General features: G+C 46.9%; 22 protein-coding genes. 8 read left to right on the top strand and 14 right to left on the bottom strand.

Features of this window, described 5'->3' with window-relative positions; genetic code table 11:
- The first annotated feature begins 40 nt into the window (after positions 1-40).
- A complete protein-coding gene (locus EXU85_RS33320; RefSeq protein ID WP_142776212.1) occupies positions 41-421 on the top strand; it encodes a response regulator in 381 nt (126 codons plus the stop codon).
- Complete coding sequence (locus EXU85_RS33315; protein ID WP_142776211.1) at positions 418-1,464, top strand: adenylate/guanylate cyclase domain-containing protein; 1,047 nt, start codon at positions 418-420, stop codon at positions 1,462-1,464. Before EXU85_RS33320 ends, EXU85_RS33315 begins: the two co-directional genes overlap by 4 nt.
- A gap of 83 nt (positions 1,465-1,547) precedes the next feature.
- On the opposite strand, the gene EXU85_RS33310 is transcribed toward EXU85_RS33315, so the two are convergent.
- The 3 genes from EXU85_RS33310 to hemC form a co-directional block, all read right to left on the bottom strand.
- Positions 1,548-2,753: an ABC transporter permease gene (locus tag EXU85_RS33310; RefSeq protein WP_142776210.1), complete on the bottom strand. Its 1,206-nt coding sequence runs from the start codon at positions 2,751-2,753 to the stop codon at positions 1,548-1,550.
- A gap of 115 nt (positions 2,754-2,868) precedes the next feature.
- Entirely contained in the window at positions 2,869-3,306 is a 438-nt protein-coding gene (locus EXU85_RS33305) for a GNAT family N-acetyltransferase (protein WP_142776209.1), read from the bottom strand.
- Entirely contained in the window at positions 3,303-4,229 is a 927-nt protein-coding gene (hemC, locus tag EXU85_RS33300) for a hydroxymethylbilane synthase (RefSeq protein WP_142776208.1), read from the bottom strand. The genes EXU85_RS33305 and hemC overlap by 4 nt, the downstream gene beginning before the upstream one ends.
- A gap of 289 nt (positions 4,230-4,518) precedes the next feature.
- On the opposite strand from hemC, the gene EXU85_RS33295 reads away from it, so the two are divergent.
- Positions 4,519-4,923 (top strand): Hsp20/alpha crystallin family protein, encoded by a 405-nt coding sequence (locus tag EXU85_RS33295; RefSeq protein ID WP_142776207.1) that lies wholly within the window; start codon positions 4,519-4,521, stop codon positions 4,921-4,923.
- A gap of 209 nt (positions 4,924-5,132) precedes the next feature.
- Here the strand turns inward: EXU85_RS33295 and EXU85_RS33290 are convergent, their stop codons facing one another.
- The 5 genes from EXU85_RS33290 to kaiC form a co-directional block, all read right to left on the bottom strand.
- Complete coding sequence (locus EXU85_RS33290; protein WP_142776206.1) at positions 5,133-5,684, bottom strand: RNA polymerase sigma factor; 552 nt, start codon at positions 5,682-5,684, stop codon at positions 5,133-5,135.
- Positions 5,685-6,048: 364 nt separating this feature from the next.
- Positions 6,049-7,362, bottom strand: a complete 1,314-nt coding sequence (locus EXU85_RS33285; protein WP_142776205.1) for an ATP-binding protein — start codon at positions 7,360-7,362, stop codon at positions 6,049-6,051.
- A 2-nt stretch (positions 7,363-7,364) separates the two neighbouring features.
- Entirely contained in the window at positions 7,365-7,685 is a 321-nt protein-coding gene (locus EXU85_RS33280) for a circadian clock KaiB family protein (protein WP_142776204.1), read from the bottom strand.
- A complete protein-coding gene (locus tag EXU85_RS33275; RefSeq protein ID WP_142776203.1) occupies positions 7,686-7,979 on the bottom strand; it encodes a circadian clock KaiB family protein in 294 nt (97 codons plus the stop codon).
- Between the two features lie 27 nt (positions 7,980-8,006).
- The gene (gene kaiC, locus EXU85_RS33270) at positions 8,007-9,716 is read right to left on the bottom strand and encodes a circadian clock protein KaiC (RefSeq protein WP_142776202.1); all 1,710 of its coding nucleotides are present in this window, start codon (positions 9,714-9,716) and stop codon (positions 8,007-8,009) included.
- Between the two features lie 369 nt (positions 9,717-10,085).
- Here kaiC and EXU85_RS33265 point away from each other — a divergent pair, with 369 nt between their 5' ends.
- Both EXU85_RS33265 and EXU85_RS33260 read left to right on the top strand, forming a co-directional pair.
- Positions 10,086-12,830 carry a glycoside hydrolase family 78 protein gene (locus tag EXU85_RS33265; protein ID WP_142776201.1) on the top strand — a complete coding sequence of 915 codons (2,745 nt, stop codon included), beginning with the start codon at positions 10,086-10,088 and terminating at the stop codon, positions 12,828-12,830.
- A gap of 220 nt (positions 12,831-13,050) precedes the next feature.
- On the top strand, positions 13,051-13,992 hold the full coding sequence (locus EXU85_RS33260) for a cation diffusion facilitator family transporter (protein ID WP_142776200.1): 942 nt from the start codon (positions 13,051-13,053) through the stop codon (positions 13,990-13,992).
- Between the two features lie 42 nt (positions 13,993-14,034).
- Here EXU85_RS33260 and EXU85_RS33255 read toward each other — a convergent pair whose 3' ends face one another.
- The 5 genes from EXU85_RS33255 to EXU85_RS33235 form a co-directional block, all read right to left on the bottom strand.
- Entirely contained in the window at positions 14,035-14,859 is an 825-nt protein-coding gene (locus EXU85_RS33255; protein WP_142776199.1) for an SGNH/GDSL hydrolase family protein, read from the bottom strand.
- Positions 14,860-14,943: 84 nt separating this feature from the next.
- Complete coding sequence (locus tag EXU85_RS33250; RefSeq protein WP_142776198.1) at positions 14,944-16,131, bottom strand: endonuclease/exonuclease/phosphatase family protein; 1,188 nt, start codon at positions 16,129-16,131, stop codon at positions 14,944-14,946.
- Between the two features lie 46 nt (positions 16,132-16,177).
- On the bottom strand, positions 16,178-17,128 hold the full coding sequence (locus EXU85_RS33245) for a hypothetical protein (RefSeq protein ID WP_142776197.1): 951 nt from the start codon (positions 17,126-17,128) through the stop codon (positions 16,178-16,180).
- Between the two features lie 305 nt (positions 17,129-17,433).
- Complete coding sequence (locus EXU85_RS33240; RefSeq protein WP_142776196.1) at positions 17,434-18,807, bottom strand: cell wall metabolism sensor histidine kinase WalK; 1,374 nt, start codon at positions 18,805-18,807, stop codon at positions 17,434-17,436.
- Positions 18,807-19,487: a response regulator transcription factor gene (locus EXU85_RS33235; protein WP_142776195.1), complete on the bottom strand. Its 681-nt coding sequence runs from the start codon at positions 19,485-19,487 to the stop codon at positions 18,807-18,809. Before EXU85_RS33235 ends, EXU85_RS33240 begins: the two co-directional genes overlap by 1 nt.
- A 154-nt stretch (positions 19,488-19,641) precedes the next feature.
- Between EXU85_RS33235 and EXU85_RS33230 the strand changes: the two genes are divergently transcribed.
- Both EXU85_RS33230 and EXU85_RS33225 read left to right on the top strand, forming a co-directional pair.
- Positions 19,642-21,633 (top strand): glycoside hydrolase family 127 protein, encoded by a 1,992-nt coding sequence (locus EXU85_RS33230; RefSeq protein WP_142776194.1) that lies wholly within the window; start codon positions 19,642-19,644, stop codon positions 21,631-21,633.
- Between the two features lie 143 nt (positions 21,634-21,776).
- Entirely contained in the window at positions 21,777-22,376 is a 600-nt protein-coding gene (locus tag EXU85_RS33225) for an RNA polymerase sigma factor (RefSeq protein ID WP_142776193.1), read from the top strand.
- 134 nt (positions 22,377-22,510) lie between these two features.
- On the opposite strand, the gene rocD is transcribed toward EXU85_RS33225, so the two are convergent.
- Positions 22,511-23,764: an ornithine--oxo-acid transaminase gene (gene rocD / locus EXU85_RS33220; RefSeq protein ID WP_142776192.1), complete on the bottom strand. Its 1,254-nt coding sequence runs from the start codon at positions 23,762-23,764 to the stop codon at positions 22,511-22,513.
- 86 nt (positions 23,765-23,850) lie between these two features.
- On the opposite strand from rocD, the gene EXU85_RS35580 reads away from it, so the two are divergent.
- Positions 23,851-24,018 (top strand): DUF5522 domain-containing protein, encoded by a 168-nt coding sequence (locus tag EXU85_RS35580; protein ID WP_246859353.1) that lies wholly within the window; start codon positions 23,851-23,853, stop codon positions 24,016-24,018.
- Positions 24,019-24,035 lie beyond the last annotated feature (17 nt).

Here is a 24,035-nt window from a genome sequence, read left to right as displayed (position 1 = left end):
GAGGCAAATTTTCTATCTTTGAGTCATACCCTTCCGAGCAATGATGAAAATTTTAGTTGTTGACGATGAAACAGACGTAAAAGACTTGTTTCTTCAGCGGTTCCGTCGCGAAATTCGTAATGCAGAATTTAAATTAGACTTTGCCAATTCAGGTGAAGAGGCTCTTTCCTACCTGGCCGATCATCAATCGGAGGTTATCTTGATCCTGTCTGATATTAATATGCCCGGTATGAGTGGCTTTGAATTATTACGCCATATTCGGGAGGGTTTTAAGACACCTCCACCACCCGTTGTTATGATGATTACAGCCTACGGTGACCCGGAGTCACAGGAACAGGCTGTTAAATTGGGAGCCAACGATTTTCTGACGAAACCGCTCGACTTTACGGTTCTCAAACAAAAACTACACGATTTAGCATGAATGCCAAAATATTGGTGGTTGACGACGAGACGGATCTTGAATTACTGATCAAGCAAAAGTTTCGAAGACAGATTCGGGAAAAAAAATACGAATTCATCTTTGCCCATGATGGTGTAGAAGCACTGGAAATGCTGGCTCAGCAACCCGATACAGACATGGTGCTGACCGATATTAATATGCCAGGCATGGATGGCCTGACACTATTGATCAAGTTGCACGAAAGCAATCCAATGCTCAAAGCGGTGATCGTATCCGCCTACGGCGATATGGATAATATTCGTACAGCTATGAATCGGGGTGCGTTTGACTTCGTTACCAAACCTGTCAATTTCGAGGATCTGGAGTTGACAATGGCTAAAACGATGGAGTACATCATGCAGCTCCGGCAAACATTGCAGGCCATTAAGGAAAACAATATCCTGCGCATGTACGTGGATGAGTCGGTGCTGACGTTTATGAACAAGCCCGAATTTGAGACGTCGCTCTCGGCCAGTGAAACCGTAGTTGCCACCGTCCTATTCATTGATATTTGCGGGTTTACATCGATTTCAGAGCGAGAAGAACCTGATACGGTTGTCCGGTTGGTAAATCGGTATTTCGATGTGATGGTTAAGGAGATTCTTGGGCAGGGTGGCTACGTCGATAAATTTATGGGCGATGCGGTAATGGCTGTTTTCCGGGGAGACTACCATTTTGATCGGGCCATTGAGGCCGCGCTGGCGGTGCGGACGCAGATTGCTACGCTTGAAGATAGTCTGGTTACCAATCCCACTTATCATCCGCAAGTTTCCATCGGGATTAATACGGGTGAGATGGTATCGGGCAATATTGGTTCAACAGCCCTAAGAAGATTGGATTACACTGTTATTGGTGATGCGGTTAATACCGCTCAGCGATTACAATCGGTAGCACAACCCGGTCAAATTGTCATTGCCGAATCGGCACAGCAGCAAGTTGCCGAATCCTTCACCTGCGAACGCATTGGTGAAGTAACGCTAAAGAATAAATCTGCCCCTGTCGTAATTTATAACGTAGTGGGATAATGTGGATTAATGTAAAATGAACAATGGTTAATGTTAATGACGCATGTTAGCTGCATTATACATTAACCATTGTTCATTTTACATTAATCCTCTGCCAGGGTTCGGGAAATATTCATGCGGTAGACGCCTATAGCGGGGAGGGCAGCGGCTATTAAGCCAATTAGAATGGCTACGCCCAATAAGATCCATTCTTCAGGAAGGATGCCAAATGCGGCCAGGTTGTAATGATAATCTTCTGAAACGCTGCTTGAAAAGAGCCACAGGCCAACGCGGCTCAGCAAAATGCCTAAGCCAAAACCAATTAATGCCAATACTAAGCCTTCGAGTAAGAGCATGCCGAATAATTGCGCTCGCGTAGCACCCATAGATAGCATCAGGGCCATTTCGTAGCGTCGTTCTTTCAATGAATTGTACAGAGATACGAATACGCTAACGCCCGAAATAAGCATAATCACAATAGCTAATCCACGTAAGGTTTCAACGCCAACGCCCAGTAACGTAAACAGCCGGTTGATTTCAATATTGGGTAAGGCTGCCTGAAGTTTTGAGTTGCTGTTAATGCCCCTTGCAACCATCATACCCATTGGATTTCGGAACTTTATAAGCATACTCGTAATCTCGTGAGGGGCTTCCTCGTGCCCTTCTTCCTCATGGGCTTCACCTTCTTCGTGACCGTGGTCATGAATAGCCCAGATACTTGAAAGAGGAGTCAGAATAAGTTGGTCTGTAACTGTATTAGTTGGGTTCAGAATACCCACGACCTTATATTTTGAGCCGGCATGAACTTCGCCCTCTTTATCCAGGCCATGTGAACCTGAAAAGGTATCGCCAATTTTTAAGCCGGTAACAGCAGCAACGCGGGGGCCAATGACTACCTCTAAATTCTGCTCGAATAACTTCCCTTGCCCAACCGTTGCTTCAAAATGATCGAGGTATTTCTTGTTCGTACCCAAAATCCGGAACGACTGATAATTATCGCCCATAGACAGCGGGATGGCCGTTTTAATCATCGGATTGCGGGTGAGCCGTTCGGCTTCATCGAGCGGGATATTACCGACCGGTGAATCAATTTGATAAATACTCGACAGAATTAGTTGAAGTGGGCTCCCTTTGGCACCCAGAACCATATCGATTCCTTTGATATTTTTCCGAAACTGGTCGTCCAATTGCTTGTTCAGCAATAACAACAGCGAAATAATCGTGATGCCAAAGGTCATCAGCAACCCGCTCAGAAAACTGCTTAGAGGCTTATCTTTTAGATTACTCCAACTAATTCGAAAAAGATTCATAGTATTTTAAGAGTTAACCGCAAAGGACGCAAGGGATAGCGCAAAGAACGCAAAGTAAAGTTTTCTCCGCGCTCTTTGCGCTATCCCTTGCGTCCTTTGCGGTTAAATAAACACATTACAAATCCAGTTTAAAATGATGACTGGCAATATTAAATCGTTTATTCAGGTATAAGCGGTGGGCGTCATAACGGCCCGGATTCTGTCCTGAATCGAGCGATACACACTGGCAACCCGATTGCCGTGCCTGATCGATCACGAAATCAAGTAAGGCGTTGGCGTATCCTTTACCACGTCCTTCGGGTAGGGTCGACAAATCGTCGATATACAGCGTTTTGCCGCTGTATAGGAAATTCAAATACCGATAGCCAATTACCGCAGGAACCGTTTCCGATGGATTCCCCGTATCCACAAAGGCAAGTACGAAGCCGTCGCTGGCTTGTTGAGCGCGAATTCGGTCAAAAGCCTGGTCAGGTGTCAGGTGGGAACGTAAGGCCAGCATAGCAGGCACACAGCGCCGAATATCGGCATCGGATTGAGCAATCGTTACGGTCATAGTTGTTGGCGGATTTGTTGCAGTAATTCATCACCCCCACGTTCCAGAATGCTTTCGGCTAATGAATGGCCTAATAATGGGGCTTCTTCGGGTGTGCCGGAAAAGGTTTCGCGGAGCAGTTGGCTACCGTCTAGACTAACCAAACCGCCCGTTAGGCTGATCATCTGGTCGCTGGTCCACTGAGCCAGCGCGAACGATGGAATACTACATCCGCCTTCCAGTCTGGCCAGAAATGCACGCTCAGCCCGTAAACAGGCCGCAGTCGGCTCATGATTAATGATTCGGGTGAGGGCTTCAGAAACCTGACTATCCAGCGAAGTGGCTACCTCAATAGCTACGCTCCCCTGGCCAACAGCGGGCGTAAATTCGGTGATGGGCAGGTGTTCTACAATCAGGTCATCATACCCCATCCGATGAACGCCCGCATAGGCAAGCAGCAGTGCATCGCATTGACCTTCGTCGAGTTTGCGAATACGCGTTTGCAGATTACCGCGCATATCAACCGTAGTCAGGTGTGGGCAATAGTGTTTGAGCATGGCTACCCGTCGTGTAGACGATGTGCCAATGCGAAATACCGGGCCTCCGCGCAGAGATACCTCTTTGTTTCGGCTAACCAACACATCGTTAGCCAGTTCACGCTCGGTAAAGGCAATGATTCCCAAATCGGGAGGGAGGCTTGAGGGAAGGTCTTTGGCACTATGAACAGCAATATCGATGCTGCCATCGCGCAGTTGGTCTTCAAGTTCCTGTGTAAACACACCCTTGCTCCCAATCTTAGCTAGCGACCGGTCGAGTACCAAATCGCCTTTGGTTTCAATGAGTACCAACTCGGAGGTTAAGCCCGCTTGCTGAAGTAACGTTTGTATGTAGTCTGCCTGCCAGATGGCTAATCGGCTGCTTCGCGTTCCAACTTTAATATGCATGATCTGACAAAGATACGGTAGGAAAGTCAGGTTTTAGTAACGCAGCTACACTGTGGTAAAGTGTAGAAAGAGAGCCACACAGAGCCCATAAATCGCAACACTATTGTTTTTCCGTACATAGATAATAAAAGTGGCAGAATAGACGGCTCCAGTGTCAAAACGGCATAATTCAACGAAAAAGAGTGCTTTTGGGCTGCCATCCTGGCCGATATAAGTAGGATTAATCCATTAGGCACGAGGTTTGTCTAATACTTAAAAGAATTGAATAAAGCAGTAAACAACATCCACTATGAAAGCGATAGAAAACGTGTTTAAGGGAACCGGCGGACAGATCGACTTGCTGAATACCCTATATGGTGGGTCGAGTCAGACCACCATGAACGTTGAGCGGGAAGATGAACGCTTAATTATAACCCTATCTGCTCCGGGCGTAAAGGCCAACTCATTCAATGTGTTGGTTGAGGGCAGTAAACTCGTTCTCTATACATTGCTGGTCAGTACATCTGAGCGTCAGGAAGAGGGCACGAGCCAACGATTGGCTGTACCGATGTTCTTACGGGTTCTGGACATTCCGTCTTTTATTGACGCCGATCATATTGAGGCCGTTCACGAACACGGTAGGGTTCTGGTCATGCTGCCCTTCAAAGATGAAGAGCATCTGCATCGTAGGATCGACATCAAAAACTTATTTTAATCATTACCGCTGCATTCCTTCCGGGACTTGAGGGTCCTGTAGCCTATAGATGAGTTCAAAGCCGCTTTTACGGAAGCGGCTTTTTGATTTTTTAGCCGGTAGGGCTTAATCCATCAGACTGCCCGCTTATAGTAAAGCCCAATCATCAACATGATTGGGCTTTACTATGAATCAAAATCACTACTTATCATTTCTGTAGGCAAAATCCATTAGCTATGGCACTGTTGCGCACACAAACGCTGCACCTTCTCCCGGCTCCGCTTAAGTCTCATTTTAACCGCACTAAGCTTGAGATCATACAACTGAGCAATTTCTTCGATGCTCATATTGTCTTCGTACTTTAAACGGAGCAGCTTACGCTCATCAACAGAAAGGGTTTCCATCGCCTGTCTGACAATCTGGAGCGTTTCTTCGTGCAATTGGGCTTCCATTGGGTCAGCTCCGTGCCAATCCAGACCTCCTTCCAGGGTGGTGGTTGGCAATCGTTTGGCAAGCTTGATCTGGTCGGCGCAGTAGTTATATGCGATTGAATAAAGCCAGGTCGAAAAGCTTGACCGTTGTTGAAAAGCATCCAGTTTATGGAATACTTTCAAAAAAATATCGTGGGTAAAATCTTCGGCCTGTAACGAATCATTGGTCATTGACAGGCATCGCCGGTAAACTTTCTTGACATACCGGTTATAAAGGGCTTCGAAGCAGTGATCGGGCTGAGTAGGTAAGTACTGCCGAATCATCTCTTCGTCGGTTAACGCAACCTGCATGAGAAATTGTTAATTATGGGTTAGTTTTAGTTTACAAATTAAATGTATCTATATGGTTAATAGACATTAATATTTTCTTTTGGTTAATATTGGTGCTATGAATTTATTAAGCGGTGTTTATATATAAGTATTTTTAATTTTGGTATTCAATGCAACTGGTCAGTTGGCTCTATCCTATTGTAATGTGCACTATTTTAGATAGTTATGTATTCGTTCCACTGCTGGAATAAATTGGGGTTCGAGTAATGAATATACTTTAAGGTGATAGTAGACGAACAAACTCAGCCCAAAAACAAGTTGGAATGATTAAATTAGCTAGTAACACGGTAATGTTACTAGCTAATTATTTGTGTGAACCGATTTACTATATGTTACCTTCTGTGGGGAAATAAACCTGGAACGTAGTGCCTTGGCTAGGTTCACTATGAGCCGTAATTGCCCCGCCATGATTGGCGGCTACCTTTTCGCAAATGGCTAAGCCAATACCTGTGCCTGCAAATTCACTTTTGCTATGCAACCGCTGGAAAACCTGAAATATGCGATCGACATACTTCTGATCAAAGCCAATTCCATTGTCTGAAACGTTGATTTGGTAGTAGGTATCAGCCTGGTGTGTTGGCTTGATTGAATCGGGAATTTCTGAAGCAGCTATCGTTTGAGAGCTGACTTGAATTTGAGGGATAACATCGGCCCGGCGAAACTTCAGTGCATTACTCAGTAAATTCTGAAATAACTGTTCCAACTGCGATTTATCGCCTTGTATAGTAGGCAATGGGTCAACTTTTACCACAGCACCTGTTTCCTGGATGCGTAGTTCCAGATCCGTTAAGACCATATTGACTACCCCCGTCAATGAAACAAGAGCTGTTGTGTTCTGTTGGGTAGAAATGCGCGAAAAACTCAGTAGGTCTTTAATTAGGGTTGACATTCGGCCGGCCGCAACCTGCATACGCTCCAGATGGTTGACTCCGTCACCTAACTGGGCGGCAAACTGGCTTTTTAGCAGATCGCCAAAGGACTGAATCTTTCGTAAAGGCTCCTGTAGGTCATGACTGGCAATGTAGGCGAACTGCTGAAGATTGCTATTGGACCGGTTTAACGCCTGATTACTAACCTGAAGTGCTGTATTTGCTCTGGCGAGCTGCTCGTTGTTTACTTTTAATAACTGCTGAGTTTCCTTTTGTAGTGTCAAATCAGTAAGAATCATACTCAGGCAAACGCCACCATCTAGTTCCAGGGCAGTGGCGGAGAGCTGGCAGGGTACTACTTTTTGAGTACTGCTAAGCGTAAATTCAATCTTCCGATTACCTTTCCAGACACCTTTAAACAAAGCGTCAAACTCCTCCCTGGAATCAGGAGCGATAAATTGATCAAATGATAAGCCAATAACTTTCGATAAAGGCAAATCTACCATTAAGGCAAAGGTTGAATTGCTATATAAAATAAGGCCATCTCTGTTGAGGGTTACGGCCCCTTCATTCATTGTTTCAATAAAAATACGGTAGGTCTGATCCGCAGTTTTTAGGGTATAAAGTTCATGACCATCTTCGCCTTCCACAACCAATGCATCGATCTGGCCGGTTCGAATCGCCTGTATCGTTTCATTTGCTTCTTCGAGTTGCCAGCGTAGACTTTCATTCTCTGCTACCAGTTGCTCATATGTTTTAGACCCACTCATTCTTATTTCCTGGAAATTCCTAATCCGTTGAGTACCTTTTCTGTATCGGACAGATCACCAACTAACCTTCGTTCAGGCAGGGGCAAACGTTTTATTAATAGAGGCAGAGCAATTAGTTGTTCCTGTTCTGCCCGCTCCTTTTGCTGATACACATCAATTATTTCCAGCGAGTACTTACCCGGGAGATATGACTCACAGATGTGCTTAATGTTCGTAATGGCCCGGGTTGAATGCAAGGACGCTCCAGTTACAAATAAATGCAATACATAGAGACAATCTTCCGAATCTGGATCGGTATCCCCGGTTCTTGATGGCTCAATCATCTACTTAATTGCCGGACGAATGTTCAATCCTACTAAGACTTTTTCCTCATTCGATAGGTCACCAATAATCTTTCGAATGGGCTCGGGTACTTTTTTCACTAAGGTTGGCACGGCAAAAATCTGGTCGCCTTCGGCCAATTGGGGCTTCACCAATAAATCAATCACCTCAATAATGTATTTACCCTTTAAGTGCTCCTCGCAGTACTTCTTTAAATTGCTCAGAGCCGTTTGAGATTTAGGGGTATTTCCGGCAATGTAGAGTCGCAACTCCCAGATTTCTTCTTTTGTTTTCATGTATAGTGAGTTGGTGGAACGCTAGAGTTACTCCTTATGGCGGCTACGAGTCATTTGCTCCCGATTCTTATCCAGTACCTCTTTACGTAATTCATCCTCGATATAGGTCTTATTTAACTCGTCCTGTACCGATTCGAATTCTTCTTTCAGGCTGGTTATTTTTGATTCGAGAACTAACCGCTTACGCTCAATTTCACGGTCTTTCCGGCTAAGGGCATGTTCACGCAGAACAATACCTGTTTCTTCCTGTAGTTGCTGGGCTTCCCGGGCCGAACCGGTTAATACGCCTTCTGGCCCTAAATAAACATCTACCATTTCCATTCCTTTATCAGTGATGATAAATTCCCGAACCTGATTGGAATGCTTCATGCCCCTGGACTTCATGATATACATCCCTCGGTTACGTTCACCGTTAGACTCAATATCCCGAACCAATAACCAGGCATCCACCAGCGATGATACGCCTTCGTCAGTTTGCTCGTTAACAACATTGTTTAAGGAGAGCGCCGTGAATAGAACTGTAATTTGCTCGGCTTGTAGAAAATCAATCAGCCGCATCAACATCGACTTTACATCACTAACTGAACCAACCGTAATCAGATTAGTAATTGGGTCCAGAATGACTGTGGATGGCTTAAATTCCTGAATCTGGCTGTGAATAGATACCAGATGCATCTCCAGTCCATTAAGTGTGGGCCTGGAAGCCTGGAATTTCAATAACCCTTTATCAATATGATGCTGCAGGTCGAGACCAATAGAGCGCATATTCCGAATGATCTGCTGCGGAGATTCTTCGAAGGCAAAATAGATACATCGTTCATTGCGCCGACAGGAGGCATCGGCAAACGAGGCCGCAATGCTGGTTTTGCCCGTACCTGCCGTGCCGGAGACCAGAATGCTGCTTCCGCGAAAAAAGCCTTTGCCATCCAGCATTTTATCCAGGGTATAGATACCCGACGAAATTCGCTCGGACGAAACAGGATGATCCAGCGTTAAGGACGTAACAGGTAATACAGAAATCCCCTTTTCATTAATCAAAAAGGGATATTCATTCGTACCATGCGTTGATCCTCGATACTTGACAATACGCAGAAGTCGGGTAGAAATTTGGTTGGTAACCCGATGGTCAAGTAAAATAACGCAGTCAGACACATACTCCTCAAGCCCATGACGGGTTAGGGTTCCATCTCCTTTTTCGCCCGTAATAATAGTGGTTACCTTCTTTTCTTTCAGCCATTCGAACAAGCGTCTTAGTTCGGCGCGTAGAATGCCCTGATTCGTTAGGCCAGCAAACAGATTTTCAATTGTATCCAGCACAACTCGTTTGGCACCTATACTATCAATAGCATAGCCTAGGCGGATAAAAAGCCCGTCCAGGTCATATTCGCCCGTTTCTTCGATTTCGCTTCGTTCAATATGGACGTGATCAAGTTTGACCAGCTTATCTTTTTGAAGCTGGTCAAGATCAAATCCCAATGACGCCACATTCTGGGCTAGTTCTTCCGTTTTTTCCTCAAAAGCCATAAAGACACCCGGTTCATCATGATCCATTGCTCCTCGAACAATAAATTCAATAGAGAACAGGGTTTTACCACTGCCAGCACTGCCGCAAATGAGGGTTGGACGGCCTGCGGGTAGACCTCCATGTGTTATTTCATCCAGCCCTACAATACCAGTTGGCGTTTTAGGCAGGGGCTTTAAGGGGCTATTGTGTTTGTTTGATCTCGTTAAACTCATCTAAGTATAGAGGGGTCTGATTCTAAAATCATCGGCTTTATCTACAAATGATATTCATAAACGTCTTTGCCTCATTATTTTAGTTAGACTTGACGTGGGATTCCTAAGTATATACTCGAAAAGTTAAGAATAGTTTGGTCTGAGGGTTGGTAAAGTAACGGATTGTATGTACGAAGGCCTCAAGACTATTCGAAACAAGTTCACTAGTTTGCTAAACTGGTTGTATGGCTTTTTGTTGAGCACCTAAGCACGTTGGGTTGTGAGGAAATTGGCCAACTGAACGATAAGAAAGTATGAGCAAGTAGTTGAATAAGCATTTTTTACCTTTGAAAAATCATGTAGCTGCCTATCAGGGTGCCTGCCGTTTATATGAAACAGTTACTTCCTTTTTCCATACTGCTTATCTGCTTAAGCACCTGGACATCTGCTCAGTCGAATGTTCAAAATCTGTTGACTGAAAATCGCACCAATCCCATTGGGCTGGATGTAGCCGTGCCTCGATTTAGCTGGCAGCTTCATTCCACCAAACAGAATGTCCGCCAAACAGCTTATGAAGTTCGGGTAAGTGCCGATGCAGCCTCCGTAACCAAAGGGGCGATCTGGCAATCCGGCCGAGTGGCATCGGATCAGTCGGTACATATTGCTTATGCAGGCCAAGCTTTAAAACCCAGACAGCGCTATTTCTGGCAGGTTCGTATTTGGGATAACACAGCGGAGAAGCCCTCTGCCTGGAGTCCTGTGGCCTATTGGCAAACGGGTATGTTGGCTGCCACCAACTGGAAAGCGAAGTGGATAGAGCCGGGTTTCGTTGAAGATACCGTGAACCGGCCCAGCACATTACTACGTAAAGTGTTTGCCGCTTCTAAAAAAGTGCGTTCGGCTACCTTGTCTATCACGGCGCATGGCCTTTATGAAGCCCAGATAAACGGTAAACGCGTCGGTGATGCCTACCTGACACCCGGCTGGACAAGTTATAACAACCATCTTCAATACCAGATTTACGACGTAACCAGCTTACTGATCCCAGGTCAGAATGCGATTGGGGTTTCGTTGGCCAGTGGCTGGTATCGCGGACGGTTGGTTTGGGAGCACCAAAAGAATATATACGGCAAAAATTTGGCACTATTAGGGGAATTGGCCATTACGTATACCGACGGAAGTTCGGAAACGGTTAGTACCGATGAGCGTTGGAAATCATCGACCGGCCCTGTTCGTTTTGCCGAAATCTACGATGGTGAACTCTATGATTCCCGGCTCGAGAAAACAGGCTGGGCCACCCCCGGTTATTCTGACTCCGATTGGTCGGGAGTAACGACGAAACCGTTTGGGTACACAAACCTGGTTGCGAATTACAATGAGCCCATTCGGCAGCATGAGACCCGCCAGCCAATTAAAGTGCTAACTACCCCAAAGGGCGAAACCGTGCTGGATTTCGGGCAGAATCTGGTTGGTTGGGTAAAGTTCAAGGTAACCGGAAAGGCTGGTGATAAAATCGTGCTTTCACATGTCGAGATGCTCGATAAATTCGGTAATCCCTACTTCGAAAACCTGCGTACGGCGAAGGCACAGGCCACTTATTTGCTTAAAGGAGGAACCGAAACGCTCGAACCCCATTTTACCTTTTTCGGCTTTCGCTACGTACAGATTAATGGGCTAACGGGGCCGATCAATCCGGCTGATTTTACCGCGATAACGTTGTACTCTGATATGCCGAAAACGGGTGAGTTCACCACATCGAACGCCCTGGTCAATCAGCTACAGAGCAATATTCAATGGGGCCAGCGGGGTAATTTTCTGGATGTGCCGACTGACTGTCCGCAACGCGATGAACGGCTTGGGTGGACCGGGGATGCCGAAGTGTTTTCCAGAACGGCGGCTTTCAACTTTGGCGTTAATAGTTTCTTCGCGAAGTGGCTCAAAGATGTTGCTGCCGATCAGTTCCCGAACGGAGCTGTTCCGTTTATCATTCCAGATGTGCTTAATAAACGTCCTCTTAAAGAAGACCCCGCAGGGGCAGCCGGTTGGTCGGATGCGAGTATCATCATTCCCTGGAATATGTACCTGGCCTACGGCGATAAACGAATTGTGGAGCAACAGTATGCCAGCATGAAAGCCTATGAAAGCCACATGGAAAGCGTAGCCAGGAACGCGCTCTGGAGCGAAGGTTTTCAATTTGGCGACTGGCTATCCTACGTAACAACCGAAGGCAGCCCGGCCTCCGAAGCCAAGTCGGCCTTTACCGACAATCATTTAGTGGCGCAGTGCTTCTATGCGTACAGTACCGATCTAATGCGAAAAGCGGCAACGCTATTGGGAAAAACCGAAGACGCTGCCCATTACACGGAGCTTCTGGGTCGGATCAAAGCAGCCTTTCAGAATGCATACATGACCCCAAGCGGACGGTTGATTTCGGATACACAAACGGCCTACGTGCTGGCATTACAGTTCGATATGATGCCCGAAAGTTTGCGGCCACAGGCCGTTGATCGGCTGGTCGGGAATATAAAAAAATACAAGAATCACCTTACGACGGGCTTCCTGGGAACGCCTTTTCTATGCCATGTGCTAACCCGTTTCGGGCGTACCGATGTCGCCTATGACCTGCTCTTGCAGGAAACATATCCGTCGTGGTTATATCCAGTCAAAATGGGAGCGACGACAATATGGGAACGTTGGGACTCTATGAAGCCCGACAGTACATTCCAAAGCCCATCCATGACTTCCTTTAACCACTATGCATATGGTGCTGTCGGCGACTGGATGTACCGGACCATTACGGGCATTGACACCGATGAAACCGGGCCGGGTTATAAACATAGCATCATCAAACCCCAACCGGGTGGCAAACTGACCTCCGCTAATGCGAGTCTGCAAACGTATTATGGCACCGTTCGCTCAAGTTGGAAAAAAGAATCGGGTCATCTAACGCTAACCGTGGAAGTACCCGCCAATACAATAGCTACCATTTATGTACCTGCCCAAAGTGCCGAAACTGTTCTGGAAAGTGGAAAATCGCTAGCAGCGGCAGGCTTGACAGCGTCTGGTAGTGAACCGGGTTACGTAGTACTAAAAATTGGATCGGGCGTGTATACGTTCACCAGCGCCGGTTTGTAGCGTTTCGTGTTTATATATTTGTGTTGTCAGGTTCTTGAACCTGACAAATGAGGTTTCTCAAACCCTATCAGTGCGAACAGTAGGTTTTGAGAAACCTAAAAATGTCGGTTATAAGGAACCGACATCACGAGTAATAGTAACCGACATCGCGAGTGCCATTGTCCATAAAAAGAAGTAGTTTGGGGTTCGAACATCTGGAACCAGGTTCAGTTTCACTACTATGGCTTCCTCTAAAACACCATTATACACGGCACTAGCTGCTAATTTGGGTATTGCCGCCACTAAGTTCGTAGCAGCTAGTATAACAGGCAGTTCGGCCATGCTTTCGGAGGGTATTCACTCGCTGGTTGATACCTTAAACGAAGTGCTGTTATTGTTGGGGATTAGCCGAAGTCAGCGACCACCCGATCAGAAACGCCCCTTTGGCTACGGCCGGGAACAGTATTTTTGGTCGTACGTAGTAGCACTCCTGATTTTTGCGGTGGGTGGGGGTGTTTCGTTCTATGAAGGCGTAACCCATATGCAGCATCCAGAACTGATTGAAGACCCCTTCTGGAATTACATTGTGTTGGGCATTGCGTTTGTTTTAGATGGCTATTCCCTGATTACTGCCTGGCGAGCCTTTACGATCCAGCGCGGAAGTCAGCCGTTCTGGGCGGCCATAAAAGACAGTAAAGACTCAGCTACCTTCACTGTTTTATTTGAAGATGCCTCCGACGTATTAGGGCTGATCATTGCTTTTCTGGGTGTATTTCTGGGACATATCTTTAAAAACCCATACCTGGATGGCCTGGCGTCAATCTTTATTGGTCTATTGCTGGTGGCAGTGGCTGTAGTATTGGCCCGAGAAAGTAAGAGCCTGTTGCTGGGCGAAGGCGTCGACGCAGCTACGTCGAATCAACTGGTAGCCCTAACCGAAGCCGATCCGGCAGTTCTGAAAGCAATCCAGATAGCCACTATCTACCTGGGTCCGGAAGAGATTACGCTTGCACAAGGCGTGGTCTTTCAGCCTGATTTAACAACGGATGCAATCAATAAAGCCATTGTGCGCATCCACAACTCGATTCGGCAGGACTTCCCGGCGATCAAACACGCGTATACCCAGCCAATGGCCATGCCCGAAAACCAGGCGGGCCTTCCGAAGACGGGTGTAGATCGATAGTGAGTTGCTAAACTAGAATTTAGTAGATTTAAGCTAGGAGCCTCAATATTGTTTGATAACCTTTATCAGCCGATTGCTAATCAGCGCATACCCTTTATCGGAGGGGTGTAAGCCATCATAGGTCTTATCAATGGCTCCGGTAGGGTAGGGGTACTCATCCGTTTCGGGGTTAAACGGTATGTCAATGAATTTAGGATAGGCATAATTGGTGTATGTACCACTTTGGGGATCTTTCAGCCGCTTGTACTTCACTAACTTCTTCGCTTGCAGGCCACTCATATGGTAGAGATCAACAACAGGCAAATGCTCGAAGCGGCCTATTGAGTCAATGGCATTGGCAAACGCTTCGAGGTATTGGCCATTTTTGGCTTTGTATGATCCATATGCATTGTTTTTGAAATTTGCCAGATAGACAAAATCCACCCGCTGCATCGGGGTGATTAAAATGATCGGGGCCTGAGGGTTTAGGCTACGAAGCTTGTTGACAATAATGCGGAACGAACCGTACACCGTACCGTTACCCGTGTTGCGTTGATAATCCTCCAGACGACCTAACGGACGGCCTGCCCACCAGTCATTGGTACCCAGAAAGACGGAGTAGATATCGGCTTTGGTTAGTCCTAATTTGTCAATTGAATTTGCAATGCCGCCTGAGGTCCACCCATTATGCCCCTGGTTGGTATAATGGATATAAGGCAGTCGCTCAACGACTCGGGTCATGTATCCTTTGGTAATTCGGTTGCCGGTTTCGTCCAGATGCTCATTTAAATAGGTGATCGAGTCCCCAATGGCCGTCCAGGTAAGGTCTTTGTGGGTAACTGAGCTGGTTAAACCAATGAGGACTATGAGCAGGACTAAATTCTTCATCGTATATAATTCATTAATACCCCTCGAAAAGGGGCGCTAACGAACCATTTACTGATGATTTCTGGCGTTTCAGCGCAAATACGCTCAGTTGCTGGCCATGGCATGACCGAGCTGCCTACGCTGTGTCAGTATATCGGGTGGGTTACTTAACGACTTTTTGAGCACGTACTGTGCTACTACGGGGAAGTGGTCGGAGAAGGAAATGCCCGAAAGGGTTTGGCAGGTTTTAATATGCCAGTCACTACTCACAAACTGCTGATCGATTCGTACACAATAGGGGTGCCGGTTAAGGGTAAAGCCAAGGCCCTGTCCCGCTTCCTCAAACGCATTTCGGAAGTTTTGACTAAGTTTTCCATACGAATAACTAATGGGTGTTTCATTAAAATCTCCGCAAATAATGACCGGATAGCGGCTGCCCACTACGTACGATTCTACCTCCTTTAGTTGTTCATTCCGATGTTCAAATCCTTCTTTCAGCTTGTGAAAAGTATCCGATAGGGCTGCACAAAATGTACCTAATTTACCTGCCTTCAAGGCGCTTACGGCTTCATTCGTTCGCACGCCCATCGACCATAAATGTACGTTTACCACCCGAATCGTATCGGCTCCGTACGCGATGTCGGCACAGAGAAAACCATTAATATCTGGCCCCAAGGTTCGGTTCCAGATACGACCGTACTGATTCACAATCGGGTATTTGGAAAATAAAGCCAGCCCTATTTCCCGGCCCTTATCGAAACAGGTCAGCTTTTCAAATTTGGTGGTGTATTGGTCTTCGATCTGTGCATTGGGCGAATATTCCTGAAAACAGGCAATGTCGGCTTGTAGAGGGGAGGCATCGAAGCCGTTAGCTGCGCTAAGGGGAAACGTTTCACTATTGAAACTCAGCACTTTAAGGCTCTCCATCTGACAGATATCCATATCGCCGGGACTTACGCCCAATAGTCGTTTTACAACCACAAACGAAAATAAAACCCAGATCAGCCCGGCAGACGCAATCCCCTTCTGTTGCTTATAGAACAGGTAAATACAGGCTGCTAAACCGCAGGGAATGGCCAGTGGTAAAGTCATCATCACAAAACCTGTCAGCCAATGGCCATCTACCGGGTAGTAGCTAAACGCCATCGTGAAAAACAGATAGCTGAGGGTTGTGTAAGCAATTGGGAACTGGCGGTATTTATCAAGCAGCCATCGGCCTCCGTCGCGCAGCATTTCTCCTAAACGCTGCAAGGCCGGCGATAGAGAGCCTGAAAATTTGTATAGAGTTTCCATAACTTGAGTAGTGAGGTAAATAATACGAGCCGGAAAGGCTTGTGGGTTACTTTACATCGAAACGGCTATCACCGATTCGGAAGCCTTCTGCGTATAACTCGACGGTATAAGTACCTGGTTTATAAGAAATATCCCGGCGAAAAAAGAGATCAACCCGCTGGTCGTTATTCTCAAAGGGTACTGTTTGCCGGGCACTATAGCCAAGCTCATGCCCATTGAACAACATGACGCCACCAATCCCGTTTTCGCTGACAACGGCTCCGTTGCTATCCAGTATGCGTAGGTAGATATCTTTATTAGTTGTTTCCGCTACAGGATTCGACGGCATGATGAACGTTATTTTCAGCCGATCAATACGCGAGGCCTTGTAGGTGCCTCCCCGGCGTTCTTTTCCATTGTCCGCCAGCGCAGTTACCTCCACATTGATCGCCTTCATGGCCGAAGCCAGCGTCACTTGATTCTGCAGGTTGGCATTCTGGACGGAGTAGTCAATCACCGTTTTGGCTAATGCTGCCTTTTCGTTCTTTAACCCTTCGTTTTCGCTGAGGATGCTCTCCTTTTCCTCCTCAAGAGCACGGGTTCGGCTTAATAATGACCCATTTTCGACTTTTAGCTTATGGATATCGCTCTCGTGGAGTTTCAGGAAATTAGTGTAATCCCGGATTTTCAAACTGTACTTCTGAATCGAGAAAGTAAGGTCGTATTTTAACTTCTTCTTGTCATTCTCAAGCTGCCGCTTAATGCGCTCCAGCTCGGTAAGGTTGCCCCCAAGCCGACGGACTTCGCTAATCTTCGCATCCAGTACCGTTGAAATTGAATCGAGCTTAACCTGCGTAGAGGCAAATTGCTCTACTTTAGACGTCAGTAGCTTTTGGACTTCTAAGGTTTCATTGCGGGAGCCAATAAACAGGTAGGCTAGCAGGGCCAGTATACCGGCTAAAGCTCCGATTGTCATGTTCAGGGCTCCCTGCTGATTACTTGTGGCTTCTGATTCCATGCTCCTGGTTGAGTTGGTCATCTGCAAAGCAACGAAACCGAACTTAATCAGGACTTAATCTAACCTTAAATTTACCTTAAAATAGGGGCACCTTTCAGGGGTTCCGTATGAATGATATACAGGCATTGATTGGGTTTTTGACACACGTTCTCGCTTGGCTTCGCCGAGTGAGGACTATTCCTTCAAGGGCCTCTGGCCCGTTTTTGATTTTCTATCCTCCGGCCAGAGGCCGTTAAAAAAATAGCCATCACTCGGCGAAGCCAAGCGAGAACGTGAGACCTCTATAAGATTAGCATTAAAATAGGTCAATTACTAGACAGCGTCAGCACAAATGTAGTACCCTGGGGTGTAGAGCGTACCGCAATGTCGCCTTTGTGGAGCTGGATAATCTGCGACACAATGGCTAACCCAACGCCATGTCCTTTGCTCGACAGTGCAGTGGCATTGCTCCGAAAGAAAGGCTGAAAAATAAATGGTAAATCGGCTGTTGGAATCTGAGCACCCTCATTGAAAACGGTTATTGTTATGTTACCCCCTGTGGATCGAAAATCGGCGGTAGCTGTTTTTGTCGGGGAAAACTTACAGGCGTTATCCATAAGATTCATCAGCAATACCTTAAGTGAGGGCCTGTTGCCGTGGGTGATCAGAGCCTCTTCGTCGTCCGGAAAATCAGTAAACGTAAGCTGGATTACGTAATCATCGTGCCACTGCTGCAACTGCGTTTTTGTTTCCCAGAGTAGTTCATCCATCCGAACTGGCTCAAATAGCATGGTATTGCTCTGAATGGATGTATTCGCCAGTTCCAGCAGTGTATTGGTAAGTTGGGTCAGGTTGCGGGTATCCTCCTGAAGTGATTGCAGCGTTCGTTCATATACCTCCGGATTGCGTTTCTGAATGAGCGCCACATCAATCTGCGAATTGATCTTAGTGAGCGGATTTTTTAACTCGTGCGATACATTGGCAATAAACATTTTCTGGGTGTTCAACGCCTGCTCAATTCGGTCGAGTAACTGATTGAAGGTAGCCACCAAAAGCCCAATTTCATCAGATCGATTCGGGTGCTCTACCCGCTTCTCCACGTTCGCGGGGAAAAAGGTCTTGACCTGTCTGATAATGCCCGACATGGGAGCCAGAGCCCGGTCGGCAAAAAGCCAGCCCGAAATGCCAAGCAAAAGAATAGCGGCCAGAATCATGATCATCAATATCTTCTTCAGGTCATCCAGTGCTTCTCGGCCAGTCTGATCAATGCCGCTCACAATCACCCAATTACTGTCTTTTCCATTGGTTAGGTGAATGGCTACGATCTGATACTCATTTTTGTGTAGATACAGCGTCTGCGAAGTCGAATCGAGTTGCGGGATGAATTGCTCGTGGAAACTGGTATTGGCCGGGTTGGTGGAAAACAGGACTTCTTTGGTCTTTTCATTGTAAACCGAAATATTCTCATTGAGCAACGGCTCTTTCCCCGATGCATCGATGAGCCGCAAAACGGTGCTATCGGTTTGCTTTAAATCAAACAGGAGGGTTGTGGTGGTAATAGCGCGATCCTGAAGGCGCTTGAAAAACCGTTTTTCCAGATAAAGCTGACTGAAAAAATAAACACCAAGCGAGAAAAACAGGAGAATAAGCGTTACCAGAAAGACAAATTGGTAAGTGAGCCGAGTGCGGATGTTTATCATTACGACAATAACTTTACAACATACCCCATACCAATCTGTGTATGGAGCAATTTAGGATCGAAGTCTTTGTCTATCTTTTTGCGCAGGAAATTGATATACACTTCAATGATATTCGTGCCGGTATCGAACGTCAGGTCCCAGAGTTTCTCCGCCAATTCAACCTTAGAAATTACCCGTCCCTGATGCCGCAGGAAGTACTCCAGCAGTTGAAATTCTTTGGCTGTCAGCGAAATTTCTTTGCCCGCCCGCATCACCTTTTTGGCATCCGGATCGAGTTCTAAATCCGCAATTTTTAGCAGGTTGGCGGTTGGAATCAACCCGTTACTCCGGCGGGTCAGTGCCCTGACTCGCGCCATAAGCTCCCGAAACTCAAAGGGTTTGATCAGGTAATCATCCGCGCCTGCATCGAGCCCTACAATTTTATCGTCTGTAGTGCCTAGGGCTGTTAACATCAAAATAGGGGTAGATATATTGGCTTCCCGTAGCTTCCGGCAAAGCTCAAGGCCATTCATGCCGGGTAGGATAATGTCGGATATAATAAGGGCGTACGCTGACCGGACGGCCAACTGAAACCCCATCGTTCCGTCATAGGCTACATCGACCTCCCATTGGTGCTCCTCGAGCCCTTGCTTAATGCTCTGAACCGTTTTGACTTCATCCTCAATAATCAGAATTTTCATGGCACGGCTATTTCTGCATTCGAATTTATAGAAATAAAGCCATAGAAGCGCCTTTTGACCTAAAGTCAGGTGGGTAGGTAGGTCATGGAACTGGTCACCTGCGTAAAACCAGGTCGGCACTTGCTTTAGAATGTACCTGACTGCTTTTACAACTATGATATGTATCAAACGGGAGTTAACCCTTTCCCTTGCCTTACTGATTTCGGCCGCAATAGCCACGCACGCTCAACTGCTTGTTCAACGATTTGAGCCGGTTGGGTTTGCTCAGGTGAATATTACGGATCAATTCTGGAAGCCTAAGCTAGACAAAGTGGCTACGGCAACCCTACGCGCCTGTATTGTGCAGACGGAAGAAAAAACGGGTCGTATCCGCAACTTCGAAAAAGTGGCCCGTAAACAGAACGAAAAGCTGGGCGACATTCAGCACGAGGGCATTTACTATGACGATAGCGACGTATACAAGGCCATTGAAGCCATGGCGTACTCGCTTAAAAATCACCCCGATGCAGCCGTTCAACAGAAAGCCGATGAATGGATTGACAAGATTGCCGCAGCCCAATTGCCTGATGGTTATCTCAACACATACTATACGCTGACGGGCTTAGACAAACGCTGGACCGATATGGAAAAGCACGAGGATTATTGCGCTGGTCACTTGATTGAAGCGGCTGTTGCGTACTACAATACAACCGGTAAACGGAAACTGCTCGATGTGGCCATCCGCTTTGCTAATCATATTGATTCGACATTTCGGCTTAAAAACCGGCCTTGGGTGAGTGGGCACCAGGAAATTGAACTGGCCCTAATGCGCTTATACCACGTAACCCATCAGGATCGCTATCTGAAACTGGCCGATTGGTATCTGGACCAGCGTGGTCATGGGTTTGGTAAGGGTGTTATTTGGGATCAGTGGAAAAACCCCAAGTATTGTCAGGATGATGTTCCCGTAAAGCAGCAGAAAGAAATTACTGGTCACGCTGTGCGTGCTATGTACCAGTACACGGGTGCGGCCGACGTAGCCGCAGCTACCAACGATCCCGGTTACCTGACTGCCATGACAACGGTCTGGGAAGACGTTGTTTACCGAAATATGTATTTGACTGGCGGTATCGGTTCTTCGGGCCGTAACGAAGGATTTACGGAAGACTATGACTTACCCAATGAGTCGGCTTACTGCGAAACCTGTGCATCGGTAGGTATGGTATTCTGGAATCAGCGCATGAACCTGCTCACGGGCGAAAGCAAATACATTGACGTACTGGAGCGGAGTTTATACAATGGGGCCTTAGACGGCCTAAGCCTGAGCGGAGATCGCTTTTTTTATGGCAACCCCCTATCGTCAAGCGGTAATTATGGCCGGAGTGAATGGTTTGGAACCGCCTGCTGCCCATCAAATATTGCCCGGCTGGTTGCTTCCTTGGGCGATTATATTTATGGCCGTTCGGAGCAGGGAATCTGGGTAAATCTGTTTGTGGCCAGCAATACAACAGTCACAATTGGAAAAACCAGTATACCGCTTCAACTGGATACGAATTATCCCTGGCAAGGGGCCGTAAAAATTACCGTTAATCCAGCAAAAAAAGTCGCGTATGCCTTACACGTCAGGCTACCAGGTTGGGCAGAAAACGTACCTGCGCCTGGCAAACTTTACCAATTTACCGATAGTGTCAAAACAGCCATAAATGTCCTGCTAAATGGGAAGCCAGTTGCCTATCGCCAGGAAAAGGGCTATCTGGTGATCGATCGTACCTGGCAAAAAGGCGATGTTGTTGAGGTGGCCCTGCCAATGGACGTTCGGCAGGTTACGTCCCGAGCTGATGTGAAAGCTAATCAGAATCGGGTTGCTCTCCAGCGCGGCCCGCTAGTGTATTGCGTTGAAGGCGCAGATAATGGTGGTCGGGCGTGGAATATCCTTGTACCGGCTAAAGCCACATTTGCTACGAAACCTCACCAGATTCTTGACGAACCCGTCATCGCTATTCAGGCCAATCTATCCGTTGTTGAAGCGTCTCCCGACGGGCTGGCAGTGCAAACAAGCCCACGAACCATCACCGCCATTCCCTATTATGCGTGGGCAAACCGGGGCAAAAGTCCTATGCAGGTATGGTTACCAAGCCGGGTTAAGGAAGTGAAAATTACCGACTGAGTGGTATATTGATGCTATCGGCTAAACTTATTACTTTTGTTTAATCCATCAAGAATATAACTATAGAGGTTGAATTTGTGAAAATTTCAATCTTCTTGGGTGGTTTATCGGCTTACATCTTACTTCCAGTCTACAGACGATAGATGACTATTGAACGGCAATCTGACGATTTCATCTGGAATGCCCTCAAACAGGGCGATAAGCTGGCTTTTGCCGAATTGTATCAACGCTATTATAGCCCGCTCTACAGCTATGGCTTTAAATTACTCCCTGAAGTAGGTTCGGTTGAAGATGCCATTCAGGATCTATTCATTGAGTTATGGCGTCTGCGGCAAAACCTGTCAACGGCCGATTCCGTGAAGTTCTATTTGTTTCGCTCCCTCCGCCGACAGCTCTACCGAATGAGCGAAAAAGAGAAACGAGCCGATACCGTTTCTTCATGGGCCTTTGCTGATACTACGTTTCACTCGGCAGAGCAACTGCTGGTAGAGCAGGAGCAGGAAGAACAGTTAGCCCAACGGTTAACCCAGCTACTTCAAGATCTCCCCCAACGACAGTTGGAAGTGGTTACGCTTCGTTTTTATGAGAATTTTAAGACGCGCGAAATTGCGGCTATCATGGGCATTACTGAAAAGTCTGTTCGTAATACGCTTCACAAAGCCCTTTCTCATCTTCGTGAGCAGATCCACTATCTGGCCCCTCTGCTAGGCCTGCTTCTTGTGGGCTTGTTAGCGCTAGCCTAAATAAATTAGCTGCCTTACCTAAGCGCTACTTGTGCTTTGCCAAAATAGAATCTAAATTGGGTGAGTACAAGTAGCATAGAAGCGGTTCAAACCGTGTTGTCGTACCGACCCTCCCAGTCGGTACGACAACACAGTTAAAACTCAAGAATAGTTTTCTCGATTATATCGCAGGCTTCATGCATTTGCTCTTCATTGATAACGAGCGGGGGCGCAAAGCGGATTTTGTCGCCGTGGGTTGGTTTAGTGAGCAGACCATTGTCTTTCAGTTTCAGGCAGATTTCCCAGGCGGTTTCTTCACCGAGATCAGGCCGTTCTGTAATCACAATGGCATTCAGCAAGCCTTTTCCACGTACTGATTTCACAAGTTCGGTTTTCTGACTCAGGGCCGACATCCGGGCGCGGAAAATTTCACCTATAGCCGCTGCATTCTCCGTCAACTTCTCATCCTCAACTACCTGAAGAGCTTCCATAGTAACGACGCAGGCCAACGGGTTGCCTCCATACGTCGAGCCATGTTCGCCGGGTTTAATGGTTAGCATTACTTCGTCGGACGTTAGTACCGCCGATACCGGCATTGTTCCGCCCGAGAGTGCTTTACCCAACACAAGCAAATCTGGCTTAACACCTTCATGATCGCAGGCAATGCGCTTGCCCGTACGGCCAATGCCTGTCTGGACTTCATCGGCAATGAACAAGACGTTGTACTGCGTGCATAAGTCGCGTACACCCCGTAGGTAGCCTTCGTGGGGCACAACAACGCCCGCTTCGCCCTGAATCGGCTCTACCATAAAACCTGCAATAGTCGGATCGCTTTTAAACGTATCCTCCAGCGCAGTCAGGTCGTCATATGGAATAACAATGTAACCCGGCAATAGGGGGCCGAAATCGTTGGTACTACTGGGATCTGTTGATGATGAAATAGCCGCCAATGTTCGTCCCCAGAAGTTTCCGGCTGCAAAGACTACTTTTGCCTGATTATGCGGAATCCCTTTAACTTTATAGGCCCACTTACGGGTCAGTTTCAAGGCGGTTTCGCCACCTTCTGCTCCGGAGTTCATGATCAGGGCTTTGTCGAAGCCGAAGTATTCACAAAGGTATTTTTCGCAAAGACCTGTTTTGTCGTTATAAAAAGCTCGCGATGTCAGGGTTAACCGCTGTGCCTGCTGGATCATGGCATTGATAATGCGTGGATGGCAATGTCCCTGACTGACGGCACTGTAGGCCGACAGGAAATCAAAATACCGTTTATCATCTACATCCCAGACGAAGACGCCCTCGCCCCGGGTTAATACCGCCGGAATGGGATGATAATTATGAGCACCGTAATGCCATTCCAGTTCCATAGCCTTATCGGCAGAGGAGACTGGTTCTGTAGGTTCGATTATCATAGTGAGAAGCGGTTAAAATCTGCAACCAATTGGTCAACCTGACCGTTTATATTCAAAAATACGGCTTCTTCAACAGACGCCCAAACATGATGCGATCTCAACCGCCGAAGAAAAAAATTCCCCATTTGGCGGATGATGACTATTACTACACGCCCGAAGGTTATGTCGTTTTTACGGCAACGTATCACCTCAAACGGGGCTATTGTTGCCAGAACGGATGCCGCCACTGCCCCTATGGATTCAAAAAAAAGTAATAAGGACTTGCAGATTA

Origin of the sequence: Spirosoma sp. KCTC 42546, assembly GCF_006965485.1 — a bacterium.
In the GTDB taxonomy this organism is placed as follows: domain Bacteria; phylum Bacteroidota; class Bacteroidia; order Cytophagales; family Spirosomataceae; genus Spirosoma.
The sequence above is the reverse complement of the archived record's forward strand: the minus strand, read 5'-3'. Positions and strand labels throughout refer to the sequence as shown.